Source organism: Thainema salinarum CENA647, assembly GCF_057732415.1.
Map to the genome: position 1 here is coordinate 6,306,854 of NZ_JBYJZJ010000022.1, position 18,299 is coordinate 6,325,152.

Consider the following 18,299-nt stretch of genomic DNA (forward strand, 5'->3'; position numbering starts at 1 on the left):
CAGGAGGCGTAAACTGGGGCACTGGTACTGCTAATTTTTGTTGCTGGATTTAAATTGCCCAAAGTTGAACAGAACTCACCAAGCCGACATCTGTATGTACAGATCGGTGAGTTATCCAATTGGTGGTGTACGAGGTCTCGCTCGATATCCAATGCGCTACGCTGACGCTAGCGAGTCCTACGGAACAAGCGATTGGCAATGGCTCATCTTTTATTGCTGACTGAACGATTTCCGCCTGATATTGGGGGAGTGGCCCGCAGCGCGGGACGCATCGCAGCCTCCCTGTCTCAACTGGCAGTCTCCCAACTCCAGTCCAGCCCATCGTCCCTGCGCGTGACCGTTCTGACCTGGAGCCGCTACCTATCACCGGGAGAACTTGCGCCGCCGGAGGTGCTTGAGACATCACAGGTCACGGTGTATCGGCTGGGGCTATATCGTCACTGGGATATGACGCTGCCGCAAACGCTGAATGTGTTAGACGGCCTATTTGAGGCTCCAGACCCACCGACGCTGATCTGGGGGCACTATCTGTTTCCAGCGGGTTTTGTGGCCGCATATTACGGAAAACTGAGGGGCTTGCCGTCCGTCGTCAGCGCCCGTGGCAACGACATCGACCGCGCCATGTTTCCTCCCGGTGATTTTGCCCGCTTGCAGTGGACACTGACCCATGCGTCGGTTGTGACGGCTGTGAGCCAAGATATGGTGCGTAAAATCGACATTCTGAGCGGCTGTCCGGCACAACTGCATCACAATGTCGTGGATACGCAGATCTTTCAGATGGCTCCAACTTCGGATCAAGCGGTGCAGTCCAGAGCAGAGTTGAAAGCCGAGTTGGGCATTGAACCACAGGAGTGCGTCTTAGGCTTTTCCGGCGAACTGCGGGAGAAAAAAGGCCAGCAGTTTTTGCTCCAGGCATTGTTACAGGTGCAGACGGTGCGACCCGCGTGCTTGCTGATTATCGGCAGGCTACGCACCGAAAGCCAGACCCTGCTGCAAACGTTTCGCAGTCAGTACCCCGCTGCGGCGGGGCGAATTATCGTCACCGATCATCTGGAAGGGCCAGAACAAGTTGCTCAGCATTTACAGATCTGCGATATTTATCTGCAACCGTCTCTCTGGGAGGGAATGCCCAATGCGCTGTTGGAGGCGATGGCTTGCGGTTGTGTCTGTATTGCTAGCGATGCAGGCGGAATTCCGGAAGTATTGACATCCGGTCAGCAGGGATTTATTCTGCCGCGCAGTCAGCTCCATCGGCTGGGTGATGCGGTGCTGGATGTATTGACTTTGGCCGATGCTGAACGAGAACAAATTGGATGCAATGCGCGATCGCACATTTGTCAGCATTATTCTCTGGCTCACGAACGGGACTTCCTTAAACATTTGCTGAGCCAGTCCTGTTTTAGCGCGGCCATCGGTGAATAATTTTGGAGCAGGCGTTCGGCCAGATTAAGCCGTGCCGCTTCAGATGAGCTTAAGATGAATAGTCAACAAAGTTTTTTGTCGAGACGGCGGGATACAGACTGAAGAAACTACACTGGGTTTGAGTTCTTGGCGCATCAACTTGAAGTAAGTTCACGTCTTGCACCCCAACCTGAAGCGGTTATTGCGCTGCCAAACACGGTGGTACCGTAACCCTTTTGGGTTCCGAGTTGGCAAGGTGCGAGATATGAGGCAGCAACCATCATTTTGCATATTGAGAGAAGGAACCAAGGATATGTCAGCGGCGATAGCACAGCCGATTGCAACCCAGATTGTGGCCGTCACGGTTTATCGCGATCGCGCCCTGATTCAGCGACGGGGAACGGTTACGTGGCACGATGCCAATACGATTGTTGAAGTGGCGGGATTACCTCCCATGCTTCAGTCGGACTCAATACGAGTCGGCGTGATCAGCGATCAGGTGCAGATCCGGGAAGTGCAAGTGTCTCCTGCCCAGCCGCCCAAACCAGAACCGGCGAAGCTTCAGCAAATCCGACAGGACATTCAAGCGCTACAGCAGCAGCGGCAGCAGACCGCTGATCAGCTCAGCACGCTCAAGCTGCAGCAGAACTTTGTGATCGAGCTAGGTCAGAGCGCCATTCAGCCGTTTGCCCAGAGTTTGGCGCGGCAGCAAACGGATTTGCCGCAAGCTCAGGCGTTTCTGGATTTTGTGACTGAACGTCATCAGTCCTGTACGGCGAATATCACTGAACTAGAGCAAACCCATCAGTCCCTCTGCGATCGCATTCAAGTTCTTGAACAACAGCTGAAGGATTACAACACGCCAGCGCTCGCCAAAGGGTTTCGCCTGCTGGTTCATCTCGCTGCCACCGAGTCCGGTTCCTGCGAACTAGAGCTGTCCTACTTGGTGAATCAAGCCAGTTGGGAACCGTGCTACGACCTGTGCCTCACGCCGGATCATCAGATCCAAATCACCTACTTTGGCGAGGTGACGCAAACCAGCGGCGAAGACTGGAGCAATGTGGCGATGCAGTTTTCCACCGCCAAGCCAGAAGAGGGTAATTTGCCACCTGCGATCGCACCGTGGTCGATTGATATTGCGCCATCGTCCGCCGTCGCCAGAGCCGCAGAAGTTGAAACCAGCTTGCCGCTGCCCTACAACATGTCGCTGGCGGGCGCGGCGGGTAGCGAACTGCCCAGTGCCCTGCGGCGGGTGCAAGCCCAAGCGCAAGCCGCTCAAAAAACGGAATGGCAGGGGATGGTTTGTTTTCCGGTTGCTCATCGCTGTACGGTGCCGAGCGATGGAAACTCGCATAAAGTGGTGATTCTCCAGGATCAGTATCCCTGTCAGCTCAACTATCTGGCACAGCCGAAACAGGTGGGCTTTGCCTACACCCATGCTCAGGTTACGAATCCGCTGGAGCGGCTGCCGCTGCTGCCCGGAAAGGTAAATCTATTTCGGGGCAATACATTTGTTGGCTCAACTGCGATCGCAGCCCTGGTGCCGGGACAGGCGGTTGATCTCAGCCTTGGCGTGGATGACCGGATCACGCTCCAGCGAACGCAAGTTCAGCGAGAACTGGAGCCACATCATAGTGATCCTCGGCAGCGACTGACGTTGGCCTATCGCATCAGCCTCACCAACCACCATGCCCAGGCTGTGCAGGTCACTGTTCAAGAACCGATGCCAGTCAGCAAAAACGATCAGGTTGCGGTACACCTGGTTAGCACTAATCCGCTTGTGAACCCTGCTTCATCGACGCATGCTGCCAAGCTGCTGTCTTGGACAGTTGACGTTGCAGCCGAATCGACACAGGAACTGTTTTACCAGTTCACGGTTGATTGTCCCACCAATTTATCCCTCACCGAGTGTTCGGCCAGTCTGTCGTTAACCGGTTTAGATGGGTAGGATTAAAAGTAATCCCCTCTAGTGATACCGTGCGATAGCAGTGACTAACTCCGCGACTAACTTTGTGACCCCAGCAACTCAAAAAGCCGAGCAAATTCGTCAGTTTGACCCCAGCGGAATCGGCCTTGATAATGGCAACTTTGGTGGGTTCCCCTTCACGTTTGACACCGCCGATCTTATTTTGCTGCCCGTACCTTGGGAAGTGACCGTTTCCTACAATCCGGGTACGGCGGCTGGCCCCCAGATGATTTTGGATGCTTCCCGCCAGCTCGATTTGTACGACTTAGATAATCCCGACGGCTGGAAGCAAGGCATCTGGATGGCTCCTAGTCCCACCAGTCTGCAAGCGGAGAGCGATAGACTGCGGCAGGAAGCAAACCGGATTATCGAACATCTGGAGCAGGGCGGCGAGGTTCACACGCAACCCAATCTGGCTGAAACGTTAGACCGGATTAATCAGGCTTGCGAAGCCATGACTCAAACCGTGCTGGCCCAAGCCCAAACCGCGATCGCAACTGGTAAGCGAGTCGGCGTTATCGGCGGCGATCACAGTGTGCCGTTGGGAAATTTACGTGCGATCGCAACCCGCTATGCCGAATTTGGTGTTTTACATTTCGATGCCCATGCCGATCTGCGTGCAGCCTACGAAGGCTTTCAATATTCCCACGCCTCGATTATGTACAACGCCCTGCAAATTCCTCAGCTCACCAAGCTGGTGCAGGTTGGGATACGCGATATTTCTCAAGAAGAGGTGACGCGCATCCAGCAGTCAAGCGGCAGAGTGGTGACGTACTACGATGCCGTTTTACAGGAAAAGCTCTACAGCGGCCAGACCTGGCTGGCCCTATGCGAGCAAATTGTGGGGCAGTTGCCCAATCAGGTCTATGTCAGTTTTGACGTAGATGGCCTCGATCCCAAGCTCTGTCCCAATACCGGAACGCCCGTGCCGGGTGGATTAGAGCTAGAGCAAGCCTTTTGCCTCCTGCGCACGCTGGTACGCAGCGGCAGGACGATCATTGGCTTTGATGTCTGTGAAACGGGAGCCGATGAGTGGGACGGCAACGTGGCCGCGCGCGTAGTTTACAAACTGTGTAATCTGATGGGACTGTAGCAAGCTAGCTGCGGCTAGCTTGCCCTACGTAGGATGCCCTCATCCTACGTCTACGCTAATCACATACGGAGCGCGGCACTTCAATCATCAGAACTTGATTGGCACAACGCTACTTGGAGCGAATACTGACGTAGCGGTCGGTGCGAATGGTAGTGATGATGTTGTGAATGCGGGGTTGGGGTTCACCCAGCGTTGACAGCAGGTGCGAACCCAGCTCTAGGGCAGCCTCAAACTCCGGTTGCACCACCTCGCGCGCGCCGATTTGGCTCAGTAGGTCAATTTCGCGGTCATTATGCGATCGCACAATAATATCTAAATGAGGATTAATTGCTAAAGCCCGCTTCAGCAGTAACCGGGTGCTGTTCGGATCGGGAAGTGCGATCGCAAGTGCTTTCGATTTTTCCAGATGGGCTTTTTCCAGCACTAGTTCTGAATCACCGTCACCAAAAATATAGGGAATTTGCTCCATCCGTAAGCGCTGTACAGCGGCTTCGCTATTTTCAATCACCAGTACGGGATAGCCCTGAGCCAGCAGAATGCGGACAATTACCTGGCCGACGCGACCAAATCCGGCTACGACGACGTGATCTTGAATGGTTTCAGGAATGGAGAGACTTTTGGGCTGTTCAAACTGCCGTAAAAACCGCGCGAGGGCCGGGATTTTCATCACCTGATCAGCAGCAGGGGCCGACGACTTCACAAATACGGGCGTTAAAACTAGCGTGATGGCCGTGGTGCCTAGCAGCAGCAAATACTTGTTCTGCGTAATTAAGCCCAGATCTCGACCGACTAAGGCCAGAACAAACGAAAATTCCCCAATCTGATTAATGCCAACGCTGCTCATCAGCGCTGTTTTAAATGAGTAGCCAAATTTGAGAATAATCGGCAGGATAATCATGGCCTTGCCCAGCATGACGATAACCACTAGGCCAATGATTACGTCGAAATTTTCCCAGAGAATGACCGGATCAATCAGCATACCGATGGAGGCAAAAAACAGGCAGGCAAACGTATCTCGTAGGGGCAGAACTTTGGCCAGTGCCTGATCGGCATAGTCCACTTCTGAAATCATCAATCCGGCGACAAAGGCACCCATTTCAATCGATAGCCCCAAACTAGCCGTCACAATGGCAACGCCCAAACATAGAGCGATGACCGTCAGCAAGAACAGCTCGCTGCTCTCGGTCGCGGCAATCTTACGAATCAACATCGGTACAGCCCAGCGGCCAATTGCGATCGCAGCTCCCAGAAAAGCTGCCACCTTCAGCACCGCCTCCAACAGCGCCATGCCAATCTGTTCCGGCTGTGTCAAGGCGGGTAAAACAGCCAGCATTAGACCCAGGGCCAGATCTTGAGCAATCAGGATGGCTAGCATAATTTGTCCGTGCAGCGTATTCACTTCGCCCCGCTCGGTTAGCGTTTTTAGCACCACTGCGGTTGACGAGAGAGATAGCACGGTGCCCAAAAAGATCCCCTGAGTGATGTCTTCGGCCCAGCCAATCAGCACAGCAATCAGCGCCACCAGGATGGTGGTCAGGCCAATTTGCAGCAAACTGCCCTGAATGGCGATGTCTTTTACCCGCTTCAGTTCATTCAGCGAAAACTCAACGCCAAGCGCAAACAGCAAAAAGGCCACGCCGATTTCAGCCAGTGCTTGAATTTGCTCAACATCGTTTAGCAGCTTGAACCCATACGGCCCCACCAGCAGCCCTGTCGCCAAATAGCCCAGTAGAGCTGGTTGACGCAGGCGATTCGAGATGTAGCCTCCGATCGCAGATGCTGCTAGCACGATTGTCAGATCAAGGATAAATTGGTGCTCTGATGCCGCCATGACGATGTTGTGTACCTAAAAGCTTGCTTTCATCAAATCCTCTTTAACGTTAACGACGTCACAGAGTTAATAGATCTTTGTGCAGTATGCGTGTTTTTGTCGGGATGGAATGCTAAAACAGTGGGCAAACTCCATGATTTCGCCCCCTGATCCTAAATCCGGCTATAGAGTGCCAAAAAAAATCCTGGCGGAAGTCTTATGCAGTAAGGTTTCCACTCAGTATCAGAATGGGTCTTTATGCATGGATTTAGCATCCTACCCCGTTTGATTCATATTCGATTCATAGTTTTCGATTCATAGTTAACGTAGGACATCCTAGCTATGGCCAGCCCATCCCTCGGAAGGCAGCAGTCCTCTCCTCCCCCCTCTCAGCAGAAGCGTCGTCCTCGCATTCAGCGGTTGCCCCTGTCGCTCCGTCGCTTGGCAGCATGGACGCTGGAGGTCTCTTTTGTGGTGGTGAGCGCCGCCGTCCCTTACCAAATTGGTGCGATCGCAAATCAGCATCTAACGGCCAACCGTGCCCCCCTCAATCCACTGCTGTCATCCACCCGAGAGACCGTTGCTCAAACCCTGGCTATTCCAGTTGCCGATCGCCAGCCGACCGTCGCACCGTTGAGCAATTTATTCTGGTCAATTGCCGTCATTGCGCCAGTCGTCGTAGCCGGATCGCAGCTTTATTTACTGGGCAAAACCGGGCGCACCACGCCCAAACGCTGGCTAGGCTTGCGCGTTGTCACTGCAACGGGTGATCCTCCCGGCATTTCCGGTACCATTATGCGGGAATGTGTCGGTCGCTGGGGCTTGCCCGTCGGCTTGGCCTACCTGATCTGGCGCTACAGCGGAGCATTTCCCGGTTTAAGCATTCTGAGCGGCTTATCGGCCATTTTCCTGATTGGCGAAGAACTGAGCGCCCACTTTAATCCCCGCAAACGCGCCTTTCACGACCGCATTGCTGGGACTTATGTCATTGAAGCCAGTCGGGGGCAGCGTTCTGCCCCAGCGATTTACCCCACCTCGGTTTACCATCCTACGGGGGAACGGTCGCAGGATTGGCCAGACGATGACGGCGCAATTACCTCTATCGTGCTGACGCCACACAATCAACCGTTTAACCAAGGCATCGCAGGCTGGATCCGGCGACATCCGGGAGCCGCTTTAGTGATTAGCACCTCCAGTTTGGTCGGGTTGATTTTAATCACGCTGGTAGGCACGCAGGTTTACGTTCAGAGCCAAGCCAACTGGCGAGAAGCCCGCGCCCAGGACGATCATCTGTTTATCACTTTGGTGGATAAGCTGGCAGAACCGGGACAAGATGCTGTGCAATCTGTGGAAGAACGGCAGGCCGCGATCTTGACGCTGGGAACGATTCAAGATCAGCGGGCCGTCCCCTTACTGGTCGATTTGTTGGCGCAAGAGAATAATCCAACGCTGGTTGAAGCGATTCAGCAAGCGCTAGTCACCACGGGCGTACCTGCCCTTGAACCACTCCATCGACTGAATCAATCGCTGCAAAATGATCTGAAATCTCTCAATCGCAGCCAGCAGCCCGATGCGGCTATCGTTGTCTTGCGACGACAGCGGGCAACACAACAAGCGATCGCAAAAATTCTCAGCCTCTACGGCGCTGACCTAACGGCCACCAATATGCGGCGCGTCAACCTTGGCCAATCCACCGATCCGGCGGCTCCATTCACGCTGGTGTTAGATCAGGCCGATCTGGGCGCGGTGAGCTTTCGTGGGGCGCAGTTAGCCGGAGCTAGCCTGCGCGGAGCCCGCTTTTACAATCCCGGTACAGATGGTCGATTTGGCACCTACGACGATCAGATCGCTGATTTGAGTGGTGCCGACCTCAAAGAGGCGGACTTGACCGATGCCCTCTTGCAGAAAACCAGCTTGAGCCGCACCAGTTTCATTCAGGCCATTCTAGATCGAGCAAACTTAGCAACAGCCCAAATGTCCGGCACCAACTTCAGCAGCGCCCGCTTGATTCAAGCCAATCTTCAGCAGTCGATGCTGAATGAAGCCATCTTTACGGGAGCCGATTTAGCCGAGGCCAACTTGTCCAACTCTGAACTCAGACTAGCCCGAATGGGGAAAGCCAATGCTATTGGGGCCGATTTCAGCAATGCCAACTTGGCTCAGTCCGATTGGCAAGAGGCCGATTTATCGAACGCCGATCTGCAGCGGGCGAATCTGCGCGATGCTAACTTTAATCAGACTCGCTTGATTGACACCAATCTCAGTCATGCTAAGCTGCAAAATGCCAGCTTCAAGGACGCTGATTTAACGGCAACGATTTTGGTTGGAGCCAACTTGGATAACGCCGATTTTGCTGGAGCAATTTTGGCGGCTCCCACAACGGAAGATATCAATGGATTTGTTGCGACTCCTGTTGAATTTGAACCGGCAGATCATATCCGAGGCGTTGATTTTAGGACGGTGCGTAATCTAGATCCGCAGCAAATCGAGTATATCTGCGCCCAAGGTGGCATTCACCAAGCCTGTGCGAGCCGTCCGGCTGAGCCCGAAAATCCACCCTCCGCAGAAGCAGACGCTGTTCCAGCGGATCCCACAGCGAATTAAACCCATCGGTTTTAGAGTTTCCCAACGTCTTAACCAATAAACTTTATTGCCAATAAAGTTTTTGGAGTTGGAAATTGTTTTGTAGCGCGGCTCCGCTGCGCTACAAAACAATTTCCGATAAAGTCTAATGGCTACAGCTACATCTGTCTGGTTCTGAGCGCATAGCGCTATAACGGCTTTAAGGTCGGGTGAGATAGCAATGACAGTCCGGTTTTTCAATGAGAGTGTCCACCAGCGCATTGAACGTGACTGCTGCTAAAAGCCCTCCCCCCAGGCTGCCTTGAATGGTGATGTAGGGAACTGGCCGAACCATCAACTGGCGCTTGGCAGCAGGGGCATGGCTAAAGCCAATCGGCATGCCGATCACGAGAGCGGGTTGAAGTTTCCCCTGGTCAATCCGCTGACAGACGGTGAGTAAGACCGAAGGAGCATAGCCAATCACCAATACACAGCCTGCTGGGGTCTCCTGCAACTGCTGCTGCCAGAGGTCATCATCCCAAAATGCCTGCTCGGCATCATGGGCTCCGGCGATATGGGGATCATTAATCAGCGTTTTGACAGAACACCCCAGATGAGCCAGCCGCGTGTGATCTAGCGTGGCGGCAACGGCAGGTACATCAGTAACGACCAAGCAACCTGCCTTGAGTGCCGTTCGAGCAGCGGCGACGGCACCCTGACTGATCCGAACAAAGTTAGCTAGGCTCACATCACCACAGGCCAGCACCAGTTGATGCAGCAGGTGAACCGTGATTTCAGAATAGTGAGACAGGTCAGGCAGCAAGCGCTGCAGCGACTCTTGAAACTGTTCAGGGTGAGTCGCTACCTCGGCATCCAGATGGCTCCAGAGTTGATCTAGTTGCCCCAGTCCGGCCTGGGCATCCACGTCCAGCTGTTTTAGTTGCGCTAGCGCTTCGGCCTGAGTAATCTGACAGTTGCGATCGCGCCCCAACAGTCCCTCTAGGGCCGCTGCCGTTTGGCGCAGTCGGGTAATCTGCTGAATCACCGTATGGTACTGCTGCTGCAACTGGGTCATCAGAGATGAATCAAGGGTAGCCTCCGCCTGGTTGTCTAAAAGCTGGCGAATGTGGGATAGCTGAAATCCCTGCTGCTTCAGAGCCATCACCCGCTGCAGCCGCTGCACATCCTCTGGGGTATATAGGCGATAGTTCCCTTCAGACCGCTGGGGCTGAGGCAGTAGACCCAGCATATGGTAGTGCCGAACCATGCGAGGCGTCACGCCACCTCCCACAGCGTCTGTCAGTTCTTTAATCGTCAGATATTCAGTCTTCATTTCCTCAGTTTACTGACACCTTGTCATTGACACTAATGTCAGGGTTGAGGCTGATGGAAAAGATTCATGGGATCCTTGTTCAGCTACTCGAATTCATCACCTGATCTGATAAATACTCCTTCGTAGTTTTAGTTTTGTTAAAGGCTGGCAACTCGCGCAGGTCTTCTGGATTTGAAGATTGGGCAGATTGACTTGGCTGACTGGCGCGTGAGCGGTGTCGATCTGAGATGAATTGTTCTGGATCAATCCCATCAAACGTAGGAGGTAACCATACTCTAACGATCAGTAAGGCCCCCAATACGAGTAGGAAAACGCACGCCACCAAAACTTGAATCCAAGGAGTTTCTAAAACTCCGCGCACAATAATTTCCCTCAGCACAGACACAATTGAAACCTCAACCGCTACGCCGATGGAAACGCGGTGCTCTTGTAAATAAATAATCAGCAAGCGAAATAGCTCAACCAAAATCAGCAAAAACAAAATGTCTGATGTTACAGGTTGAAACTGCAACGGCGGCAGGAGCGATAGCACCATTTCTCGCAACTGCAACACCATAAAGCTAAACAGCCCAACACAGAGACAAACCACAATCAGATCTTGAACAGTTTCCAATAATCGAATGACACGATGGCTGTTGAGCCAGCGATACCAAGGCAGTGGAGAAGGATCATTCATGGTATTTGAGGAACGATTTGGTTTACAGAAAGTGAATATTTGGCAATAGCGGCAAATATCGGCAAAACACTCTTTAGCTAGATAGCTAGGTAACTGAGAGCCCGAAACCGTAAGCTCACAGTTTCTTTGTCAAAAGGATGACTGAGCCTAGAAGGATTGAGCATAGCTAGTTAGGAAGAGCGATGTGCGGGTGTTAATTCACAGCCTAGCTATAATTACATCAAATGCAAATACTCATCCAATATAAATATTGTTTATATCCAATAATTCCTGCTTAACCCTCGTTCGAGGATAGGTTGGTACCGGAGCCAAGCTGAAGCTGTGGGCCAAAGTACTGCCACTCACTACGACCTCGCAGGGATAGATAGTTACCTGCACGTTCGCACATTAATGTGCGAACAGCGACATTTAATGTGCGAACGTACAGTACAAAAGCCGATGGCGGGATTTGAACCCGCGACCGCTCGATTACGAATCGAGTGCTCTACCACTGAGCCACATCGGCAAGATGACAACGATATAGCAGTTTAATGCAATACCGGAAGTATAGTATAGCAGGCTGAACCTGTGTTTAAGCAAGGGCGCGATCGCAATTTGGGGATACTTTCATCCTGAACCTACGGCGCAAACCGCTACGTGGTAAAGCTGTGCAGCGATTTGGGCTTTGACTCAAGCCTTTTGCAGGGATTTCTTGTTTCTGATCTGGAGGTAGATTTTGCCACGCATTGCAACGGCAAAATCTACCTTTGAGCTTTTAGAAAAAAGGGTGCGGAATAGAAAGTCCTTACAATGATGGTGAAAACCAACAGTAAGAGGTCATCAATGGTCAAGCAAACTCCCAAACCCTATCATCAGCGCCCTGAAGCTGCTCGGAATATACCCCCCGATAAATATGCGCGCCTGCGAGCCGAAGCTCAAGCCCCTTACCGAGGATTGCGAAAATTTATCTACAGTGCGATCGCAGCATCGGGTGCGATTGGTGCCTTCGTATTTCTCACCCAGCTTCTGGCTGGACGTGATGTCGGTTCGGCTGCCCCAAACTTGATGATCCAGATTGGCGTGGTTGCTCTGATGGTTTGGCTATTCCGCATTGATCGGCAAAAGGATAAAGAATAACCTTAAGCCCGTTTAGAGTTCAGCTAACGCTTGATATCGAAACCATAGCCTCAACCAGGCGGTGGGCGAATTTGGCACTTTTGACTTGTGCAATTCGTCTAGAGAACAAATGCTGTGGTATAAGTCCTGTTGATGCATTGCACTGACTGGGAATACTTACAAAAGTAGCGGATGGTTGCAAGCTGCGGATTTGACATTCCGTCAAAACACAAGTTAAATCTCCGATCAGCTGCCGCGATCGTAAAATTTTACATATTTCTGACGATTAGCTCAGCGTTTTCGTCATTCATAGAATGTCTGAAACGTGATAAAGCTGATGTGTGGGAGCAATGGCACGTAAGAAACGAGATTAGGCCGCACCTCTAACGATCAAATAGCTGAATTTCTATCAGGGATATCAGATGGATACATCAGGTTTAGTTGAACAGGTTGCGCAAGTCCTGCAACAACATCCCGATCAGCTACGGATTAAGAAGCTGGCATTTGGCGTTTGTGAAAAACGCTGGGAAAACGATCCGGTCGTGCTGAATCGGCGAGATTTTATTAGCCTGATTAACCGTTTGTTAGCAGCCTATCGCTGTATTGATGATCTGCGCCAAGCTGTCCTCAAAGTAGTAGCCCGGTTGAATCGCCAGACCCGCTACTTACCCTTGGCTTATTTTTTGTTGGATCAGGTTGAGCCGCTATATGTTCGTGCCGCAACTGCAGATGATGAAGCGGGAATTACTCAGTTTGGTGAATTTTCAGCAGAAGAACCGACGCATTTAGATGCGGCTCCAGTGCCAGCGGGAGCGCCTGCAGCAGGCCGTATGGGCGTGGATAATGAGGAAACGGCTTTTGCGTCGTCAGCTCCTGCTGGATCGGGGTCTTCTGAGCAAACGGTAGGTTGGGGGGGGGCCGCGATCGCAACTCATCCTGCGTCCCCAGCGGAACTCACTGTAAATGTGCAGCCGAGTCCAGCCACTGCATCAGCTCCGAGGCAGGCTGCTTTCAATGGCATGACGGAAGCCAGCCTTTCTCCCTATGCGGCTATTGCTCGCAATCTTGAACGCCATGCCGAAGCCCATCGCATTCACAAGCTGATCTACGGGGTATGTCACCAAACTTGGGAAAACGACATGCTGAGGCTCCAGTCCCATCCGCTCCTCGATCTGCTGGAGCTTCTGCACCATAAGGCTCCTTCCCTGGCTCACCTTGCCGTGATGCTGAACCAAAAAGCCGCAACTCTGAATCGCAAACTGGTCTACATGCAAATTGCTCATGTGATTTGCGAACTCATGCGCCCCGTTTACAATGGCCAACCATCTGCTGCAGCGGTGTCACCTGGACAGGCTGCGATCGCAACGCCACCGTCTCCTGATTCCTCTTCGGCTACCGCTGCGATCGCAGCTGATATGACCTCTGATATGACTGCTCCGATATCGCCGATCACGGATTCTATCAGTCCGGCTGATAACGGCTGGGATGCCATCGTTGAAGGCGTTACCCAGGCTGAATGGGAACCCGCCATGAATTCTCTCAATCAGCATCCTGAGATGACAATACCCGAAATTCACAGCGAGCTATTGGCTGAGGGATTGCAGGAGCAGCCTCTATTGGGCTATGCCACGGGTGTTGATGACGAACAGACGCAGCCCTTCAGAGATCGGTCAGACTTATTTGAGCTACGGCTGCAAATCATTCGCTATGCCAATCCTTTACGAGCCAAGCTGATTTTGTTTTCGAGCCTGCAGCATACGTTCGATTTTAGTAGCCAAGATTGGTTGCTGCTGAAGGATGTCACGCTAGAAGATTTGCTGCGGCAACTGTTTAGGACGTATCACAGCATGGACGAAGTGGATGTCAATCTGACGCGGGCGGCCTATGCCTTGCCAAATATCTATCAGCAAGATGCAACCGTTACCAGTTTGATGCGTGCGATCGCGCCCTATTATCCCGCTGACTCATCGGTGAATGTTGCATAGTCCCTTTCACAGAACACTGGCTCTCGATTTCGATTTACGTAGGACGGCTGCACCCGCATGAACGCTGATGAACTGCTCGCTCACTATGCTGGTGGCTACACCAATTACCAACAGTGGAGTTTGGCCAAAATCGATTTGGCCCATGCCGATTTGATCGGGGCTGATTTTTCTAAAGCCGACCTGGGCTATGCTAACTTTTTGCTGGCGTTTCTCAATCGAGTCAACTTTTCTCAAGCTAATCTCAGTCATGCCTGCCTGAGTGGAGCTAACTTGAGTCAGGCCAATTTTATTCAGGCCAACCTGAGTGATGCAGATCTACATGGGGCTACCTTGGAAGGGGCAGATCTCCGCAGTGCTGACTTAACCCTGGCTGATTTACTCGATGCCAATCTGGTTAACGCCGATTTGCGCAATGCCGATTTGAATGGGGCCAATCTCACTGGAGCCTGCCTGCGAGGAGCCAATTTGCGGCAGGAAAACCGCAAGTATTCTGCTCAACTGCGAGGGGCGCGGCTGCATCAGTCTGATTTACGAGGAGCTAACCTCACCGGAGCCGATCTGGCCCGAGTTGATCTGAGTGAAGCGAACTTGGGTGAAGCCACCCTCCGAGGCGTTGATTTACGGGGTGCTAATTTGCAGGGCGCAACGTTGAAAGGAGCCTTTCTGACGGAGGCCAATCTTGAAGGAGCCAATTTAAGGGGCGCAAATCTATACAATGTCAAGCTGGAGCGAGCGAACTTAGCCACGGCAGATTTGCGGCAGGCCAATTTGACCCTCGCCATCATGCCAGGTACATGTCTGCATGAGGCCAATCTAGAGGAGGCAGTGCTGACGTCGGTGCGGCTCAGCAATGCTGATTTAAGCCGGGCAGTGCTGGTGCGAGCCAATCTCACGGGAGCTGCTTTGGTGGAAGCCTATCTAGCCAAAGCCAATTTGACCGAAGCCAATTTAACGGATGCCACAATGCTGCGAGCCGAGGCCAGTAGCGCCAATTTAAGCGGCGTGACGTTCCGCAATACCACCATGCCAGATGGTCAGATTTTTGATCATTAATTTCGGGACGGTCGAAATTATAGTGATTCCAGTTAAGAGTGAGAAAACGAGAGAGAGTGCCTCATCCTGAGGCACTCTCTCTCGTTCTTACCTAGAACCGCTATAGCTGTTGAAATCAACTGTCGAATTTATTAGATCTAACGGATTTTGGGTGAACTGAGCGCGACTAACATCAGCAACCACCAGGGAATCTGGAAATCGGGAATCCAGCCTGCGTTTTTGCGTAAAGCGGGCAGGGCAAATGGCAGAATGAACCGCAGCGATCGCAACGAGACGGGTCGCTTGCCGTCCTGATCGACTAGACCGTAGCGCCGCGCTACTTCCGCCACAATTTGTAGATGTCCGGTGTAGCGCATTCGATCAGGATCAGCGGCGAGAGCTGCGATCGCACGTCCAGCCAGTAGCGGAGTTTCCCAGTTGAAGCGGTCTTTGAGCAAGGCGCTGCGGGTGTTGAGGGCTGGATTTAGAACTGCTTCATCGGTTGTTTCACTCGTTTGCTCAGACGGCTCAGACGGCTCAGTCGCTGCATTGAGTTCGTCTACAAATTGCGAGATATGCTCTGTACCGACGATGCCGGGCCACAGGGACAGCGACGTGACATTGTAGGATTTGAGTTCAAGTGCCATGTCTGCCGCCATGCGATCGCAGGCTGACTTTCCGGCACCGTAGGCGACGCCAAAGATGTAAGACAGGCCGCCCCAGGAGGACAGCGTACAGATCAAGCCTTGTTTGCGAGCCGTCATCAACCGCGCCGCGTACACGCTAGCGATGTAGTGACTGCGTAAACCCACGTTGTTGCAAGCATCCCAGAGACTCGGCTCACTCTTCCAGAAGGGTTGACCGTTGGCATTGCGCAGGGCACGAACTCCGGCGTAGACGTTGTTGACCAGGATATCGAGCTGGCCGTTTTGCTCAGTTTCAATCTGCTCAAATAGCGATCGCACTTGCTCATCATCGGCATGATCGACCTGCACGGGAATGCAAACGCCGCCGACCTTTTCAATTGCGGCCTGCGTTTCCAGCAAACTGCCGGAAACGCCTTCATCACTATCGTCTGGCTGTAGACTGCGTCCGGTAATATAAACTGCTGCGCCTGCTTCAGCTAAACCGACGGCAATCCCTTTGCCCAGTCCTCGCGTGGCCCCCGTCACCAGGGCCACTTTATTGATGAGTGGCTTTGAACCCATTTCGATCCCGTATTCAACTTCTTTATTGTGGGCTATGTTGCGGTATAGCGTTAAGAAGATTGCCTTTCTTTGATGTCATCTTTAGCGAGTCTGCCAAAACGTACGGTGGAAGAAGCGGTTGAGAAGGCGGTGGCGGATTGTAGCAGGAAGAAGGCTTTGCAGCCAATGGGTTGCGATCGCATCCTGCCCAATCCTGATCCGTAGGCCGGAACGTTGTCCCTCGGCCAGGTCAGCGGTTACAGCCGCAACGCGAGCGGTATTGTCGGTGGCCGTAGCGCTGAGCTTTTCTTTGAAGCGATGAAAATTCTGGGTTTGGCGGCTGTAGGCATCTACGGCGGATTCAGCCCAAACTGCATTTTTGCCAAAGTTGGTGCGACTAGCACCGGGCTCCAGGATAGCGACGCGGACGCTATGGGGTTGCAGTTCGTAATAGAGGCTTTCGGCTAAGCCTTCAATGGCAAATTTGCTGGCGCAGTAGGCTGAGGTGAGGGGAAAGCCTAGAACGCCAAATGTAGATGAGAGAAAGATGACAGAGCCTCGGCTGTCTCGCAGATAGGGCAATAGCGATCGCGTTAGAGTCGCTGTGCCAAAGAAATTGGTTTCAAACTGTTGGCGCAGTTGGTCTTCACTCAGATCTTCAAATGCGCCCAGGTAGCAATTTCCAGCGTTGTTGACCAGGCAATCTAGGCGACCGTGAGTTCGCACAAACTCCCCAACTGCCTGACATTCGGCAGCATCGGTGACATCCAAGCTCAGCACCACAAGCTGCTGGTCGTACTGATTGAGCAGATCGGCAAAAATATGCGATCGCGCTTCTGCCTCTCGCATGGTGGCAATTACAGACCAGCCGCGCCGCAGAAACTCGTCCACCATGCCGCGCCCAAAACCGGATGAGCAACCCGTGATCAGCACTGTTTTCATGGCTTCGGTTCCGTTGCATTTAGGTGGCTGGGTGTGAGATGAGGTTCATGGGGCCGTAGATTATGAGTCGAGTTTAAAACCGGCGATGGATTGATGGTAGATGGGTGGACGGGTAGATGATTACACCCTAGCTCCCCTGCTCCCTTTCTCTCCCCCGCCTCCTTCGCTCCTGCTGCTCCCACATTAACCGCTCGCCAATCACCCCACGTCAGCGCTGTCTGCTCCTCCACGTGCTGAGCGAACTGAATAATTGACCTGTCTGCCTCAGTGGGTGTCTGGAAGTTGAATTTAATCGTCTGAAAAATCTGGGTGTCGCCCTTGGCAAAATAGTTGCCCACCTGCACCGTTAGCCAGAGAAGGAGTCGGTTAAACAGCCAGCCGCTCAGACCCCGTCGCTTCTTCGTCAGCAGTACCGTCTGCCCCTCGGTACGGCCATCGGCCAGCATCCGCAGCGTAAACATAATGTAGAAATGCAGAAAATCTGGGCCGACCGTCACCGTGCCCGTGCTGCCAAACCAGTAGCACATGCTGTAGGTCACTGCATTCTTGTAAAACGGGCGAATCAGCTTCACAAACCAGGAGTCCTCACCGCCGCGCGTCGTATTGTGAAATGCGATCGCATTTTCACTTTTTACCTCTTTGGCAAACACCACATCTAGCGGCAGATTATGCACCGTGTTGAAGTGATGGGCATCAATGGCGTTGATCATCACCACGTTGGGATGGCAGTTTTTCTCAAATCGTCGCCCAAACGCCGCGTCGCACTCAACCCTTTCTAGTTCCGGCGGAAAGGGCACAGGTGCCTTCGCCTCATCCCCCGTCCATACCCAGATCAGGCCATACTGCTCCGCTGTCGGGAAGGAGCGGACACAGGCCGCAGCGGGTTTCCGCAATGCTGGACTGTCAACACACTGCCCCGTCGCGTCAAATTTCCAGTTATGAAAAAAGCAGCGCAAGCCTTCCCCATCCACTTTCCCCTCCGCCAGATGCGCCCCCATATGAGGACAGTAGGCATCTAGGGCAGTGACGTGTCCGTTGCGATCGCGATAAATCGCCAAATCGCGACCCTGCACCGTCACCGCTTTCACTTGGTTGGCTTTGAGTCGATGCGATCGCAGCGCCCAATACCAGCCTTCAATAAAGCGGTCGGGGTGGTTAAAGATGTGGGGATGGAGGAGGGACATAGGAGCTTAATATCAGAAAAGTTTTTAGTCGTG

At 52.8% G+C, this 18,299-nt stretch carries 13 protein-coding genes and 1 tRNA gene; 7 read left to right on the top strand and 7 right to left on the bottom strand.

The genetic code is table 11. The features are described from left to right. Positions 1-198 precede the first annotated feature (198 nt). The 3 genes from AC286M_RS34505 (at position 199) to AC286M_RS34515 (ending at position 4,460) form a co-directional block, all read left to right on the top strand. Positions 199-1,422: a glycosyltransferase family 4 protein gene (locus AC286M_RS34505; RefSeq protein WP_488208702.1), complete on the top strand. Its 1,224-nt coding sequence runs from the start codon at positions 199-201 to the stop codon at positions 1,420-1,422. 292 nt (positions 1,423-1,714) lie between these two features. Beyond that, positions 1,715-3,349 carry a mucoidy inhibitor MuiA family protein gene (locus AC286M_RS34510; protein WP_488208703.1) on the top strand — a complete coding sequence of 545 codons (1,635 nt, stop codon included), beginning with the start codon at positions 1,715-1,717 and terminating at the stop codon, positions 3,347-3,349. 64 nt (positions 3,350-3,413) lie between these two features. Further along, entirely contained in the window at positions 3,414-4,460 is a 1,047-nt protein-coding gene (locus AC286M_RS34515; RefSeq protein ID WP_488208704.1) for an agmatinase family protein, read from the top strand. Between the two features lie 109 nt (positions 4,461-4,569). Here AC286M_RS34515 and AC286M_RS34520 read toward each other — a convergent pair whose 3' ends face one another. Continuing rightward, a complete protein-coding gene (locus tag AC286M_RS34520; protein ID WP_488208705.1) occupies positions 4,570-6,291 on the bottom strand; it encodes a cation:proton antiporter in 1,722 nt (573 codons plus the stop codon). A gap of 321 nt (positions 6,292-6,612) precedes the next feature. Between AC286M_RS34520 and AC286M_RS34525 the strand changes: the two genes are divergently transcribed. Beyond that, positions 6,613-8,874, top strand: coding sequence for a pentapeptide repeat-containing protein (locus AC286M_RS34525; protein ID WP_488208706.1), 2,262 nt, complete (start codon positions 6,613-6,615; stop codon positions 8,872-8,874). Between the two features lie 178 nt (positions 8,875-9,052). On the opposite strand, the gene AC286M_RS34530 is transcribed toward AC286M_RS34525, so the two are convergent. The 3 genes from AC286M_RS34530 to AC286M_RS34540 all read right to left on the bottom strand — a co-directional run bounded on the left by AC286M_RS34530 (position 9,053) and on the right by AC286M_RS34540 (position 11,346). Next, on the bottom strand, positions 9,053-10,165 hold the full coding sequence (locus tag AC286M_RS34530) for a precorrin-8X methylmutase (protein WP_488208707.1): 1,113 nt from the start codon (positions 10,163-10,165) through the stop codon (positions 9,053-9,055). A gap of 79 nt (positions 10,166-10,244) precedes the next feature. Next, complete coding sequence (locus tag AC286M_RS34535; protein ID WP_488208708.1) at positions 10,245-10,841, bottom strand: phosphate-starvation-inducible PsiE family protein; 597 nt, start codon at positions 10,839-10,841, stop codon at positions 10,245-10,247. Positions 10,842-11,274: 433 nt separating this feature from the next. Continuing rightward, positions 11,275-11,346 (bottom strand) — tRNA-Thr (locus AC286M_RS34540). A gap of 317 nt (positions 11,347-11,663) precedes the next feature. Here AC286M_RS34540 and AC286M_RS34545 point away from each other — a divergent pair. From AC286M_RS34545 to AC286M_RS34555, 3 genes are all read left to right on the top strand, one after another. Then, entirely contained in the window at positions 11,664-11,957 is a 294-nt protein-coding gene (locus AC286M_RS34545) for a DUF3493 domain-containing protein (RefSeq protein WP_488208709.1), read from the top strand. 401 nt (positions 11,958-12,358) lie between these two features. Then, the gene (locus AC286M_RS34550) at positions 12,359-13,921 is read left to right on the top strand and encodes a hypothetical protein (protein ID WP_488208710.1); all 1,563 of its coding nucleotides are present in this window, start codon (positions 12,359-12,361) and stop codon (positions 13,919-13,921) included. Positions 13,922-13,978: 57 nt separating this feature from the next. After that, positions 13,979-14,974, top strand: a complete 996-nt coding sequence (locus AC286M_RS34555) for a pentapeptide repeat-containing protein (RefSeq protein ID WP_488208711.1) — start codon at positions 13,979-13,981, stop codon at positions 14,972-14,974. A gap of 137 nt (positions 14,975-15,111) precedes the next feature. Here the strand turns inward: AC286M_RS34555 and AC286M_RS34560 are convergent, their stop codons facing one another. The 3 genes from AC286M_RS34560 to AC286M_RS34570 all read right to left on the bottom strand — a co-directional run bounded on the left by AC286M_RS34560 (position 15,112) and on the right by AC286M_RS34570 (position 18,266). Beyond that, the gene (locus AC286M_RS34560) at positions 15,112-16,161 is read right to left on the bottom strand and encodes an SDR family NAD(P)-dependent oxidoreductase (protein WP_488208712.1); all 1,050 of its coding nucleotides are present in this window, start codon (positions 16,159-16,161) and stop codon (positions 15,112-15,114) included. Positions 16,162-16,242: 81 nt separating this feature from the next. Next, positions 16,243-17,082: an SDR family oxidoreductase gene (locus tag AC286M_RS34565; RefSeq protein ID WP_488208713.1), complete on the bottom strand. Its 840-nt coding sequence runs from the start codon at positions 17,080-17,082 to the stop codon at positions 16,243-16,245. Beyond that, positions 17,079-18,266 (bottom strand): aromatic ring-hydroxylating dioxygenase subunit alpha, encoded by a 1,188-nt coding sequence (locus tag AC286M_RS34570; protein ID WP_488208714.1) that lies wholly within the window; start codon positions 18,264-18,266, stop codon positions 17,079-17,081. Before AC286M_RS34570 ends, AC286M_RS34565 begins: the two co-directional genes overlap by 4 nt. Between the last annotated feature and the right edge of the window lie 33 nt (positions 18,267-18,299).

Bases quoted from the DNA above. Each gene is read 5' to 3' on its own strand.
- AC286M_RS34565 (WP_488208713.1), bottom strand. From the start codon at position 17,082: ATGAAAACAGTGCTGATCACGGGTTGCTCATCCGGTTTTGGGCGCGGC.
- AC286M_RS34525 (WP_488208706.1), top strand. From the start codon at position 6,613: ATGGCCAGCCCATCCCTCGGAAGGCAGCAGTCCTCTCCTCCCCCCTCT.
- AC286M_RS34505 (WP_488208702.1), top strand. From the start codon at position 199: ATGGCTCATCTTTTATTGCTGACTGAACGATTTCCGCCTGATATTGGG.
- AC286M_RS34530 (WP_488208707.1), bottom strand. From the start codon at position 10,165: ATGAAGACTGAATATCTGACGATTAAAGAACTGACAGACGCTGTGGGA.
- AC286M_RS34535 (WP_488208708.1), bottom strand. From the start codon at position 10,841: ATGAATGATCCTTCTCCACTGCCTTGGTATCGCTGGCTCAACAGCCAT.
- AC286M_RS34555 (WP_488208711.1), top strand. From the start codon at position 13,979: ATGAACGCTGATGAACTGCTCGCTCACTATGCTGGTGGCTACACCAAT.
- AC286M_RS34570 (WP_488208714.1), bottom strand. From the start codon at position 18,266: ATGTCCCTCCTCCATCCCCACATCTTTAACCACCCCGACCGCTTTATT.
- AC286M_RS34545 (WP_488208709.1), top strand. From the start codon at position 11,664: ATGGTCAAGCAAACTCCCAAACCCTATCATCAGCGCCCTGAAGCTGCT.
- AC286M_RS34510 (WP_488208703.1), top strand. From the start codon at position 1,715: ATGTCAGCGGCGATAGCACAGCCGATTGCAACCCAGATTGTGGCCGTC.
- AC286M_RS34550 (WP_488208710.1), top strand. From the start codon at position 12,359: ATGGATACATCAGGTTTAGTTGAACAGGTTGCGCAAGTCCTGCAACAA.
- AC286M_RS34560 (WP_488208712.1), bottom strand. From the start codon at position 16,161: ATGGGTTCAAAGCCACTCATCAATAAAGTGGCCCTGGTGACGGGGGCC.
- AC286M_RS34520 (WP_488208705.1), bottom strand. From the start codon at position 6,291: ATGGCGGCATCAGAGCACCAATTTATCCTTGATCTGACAATCGTGCTA.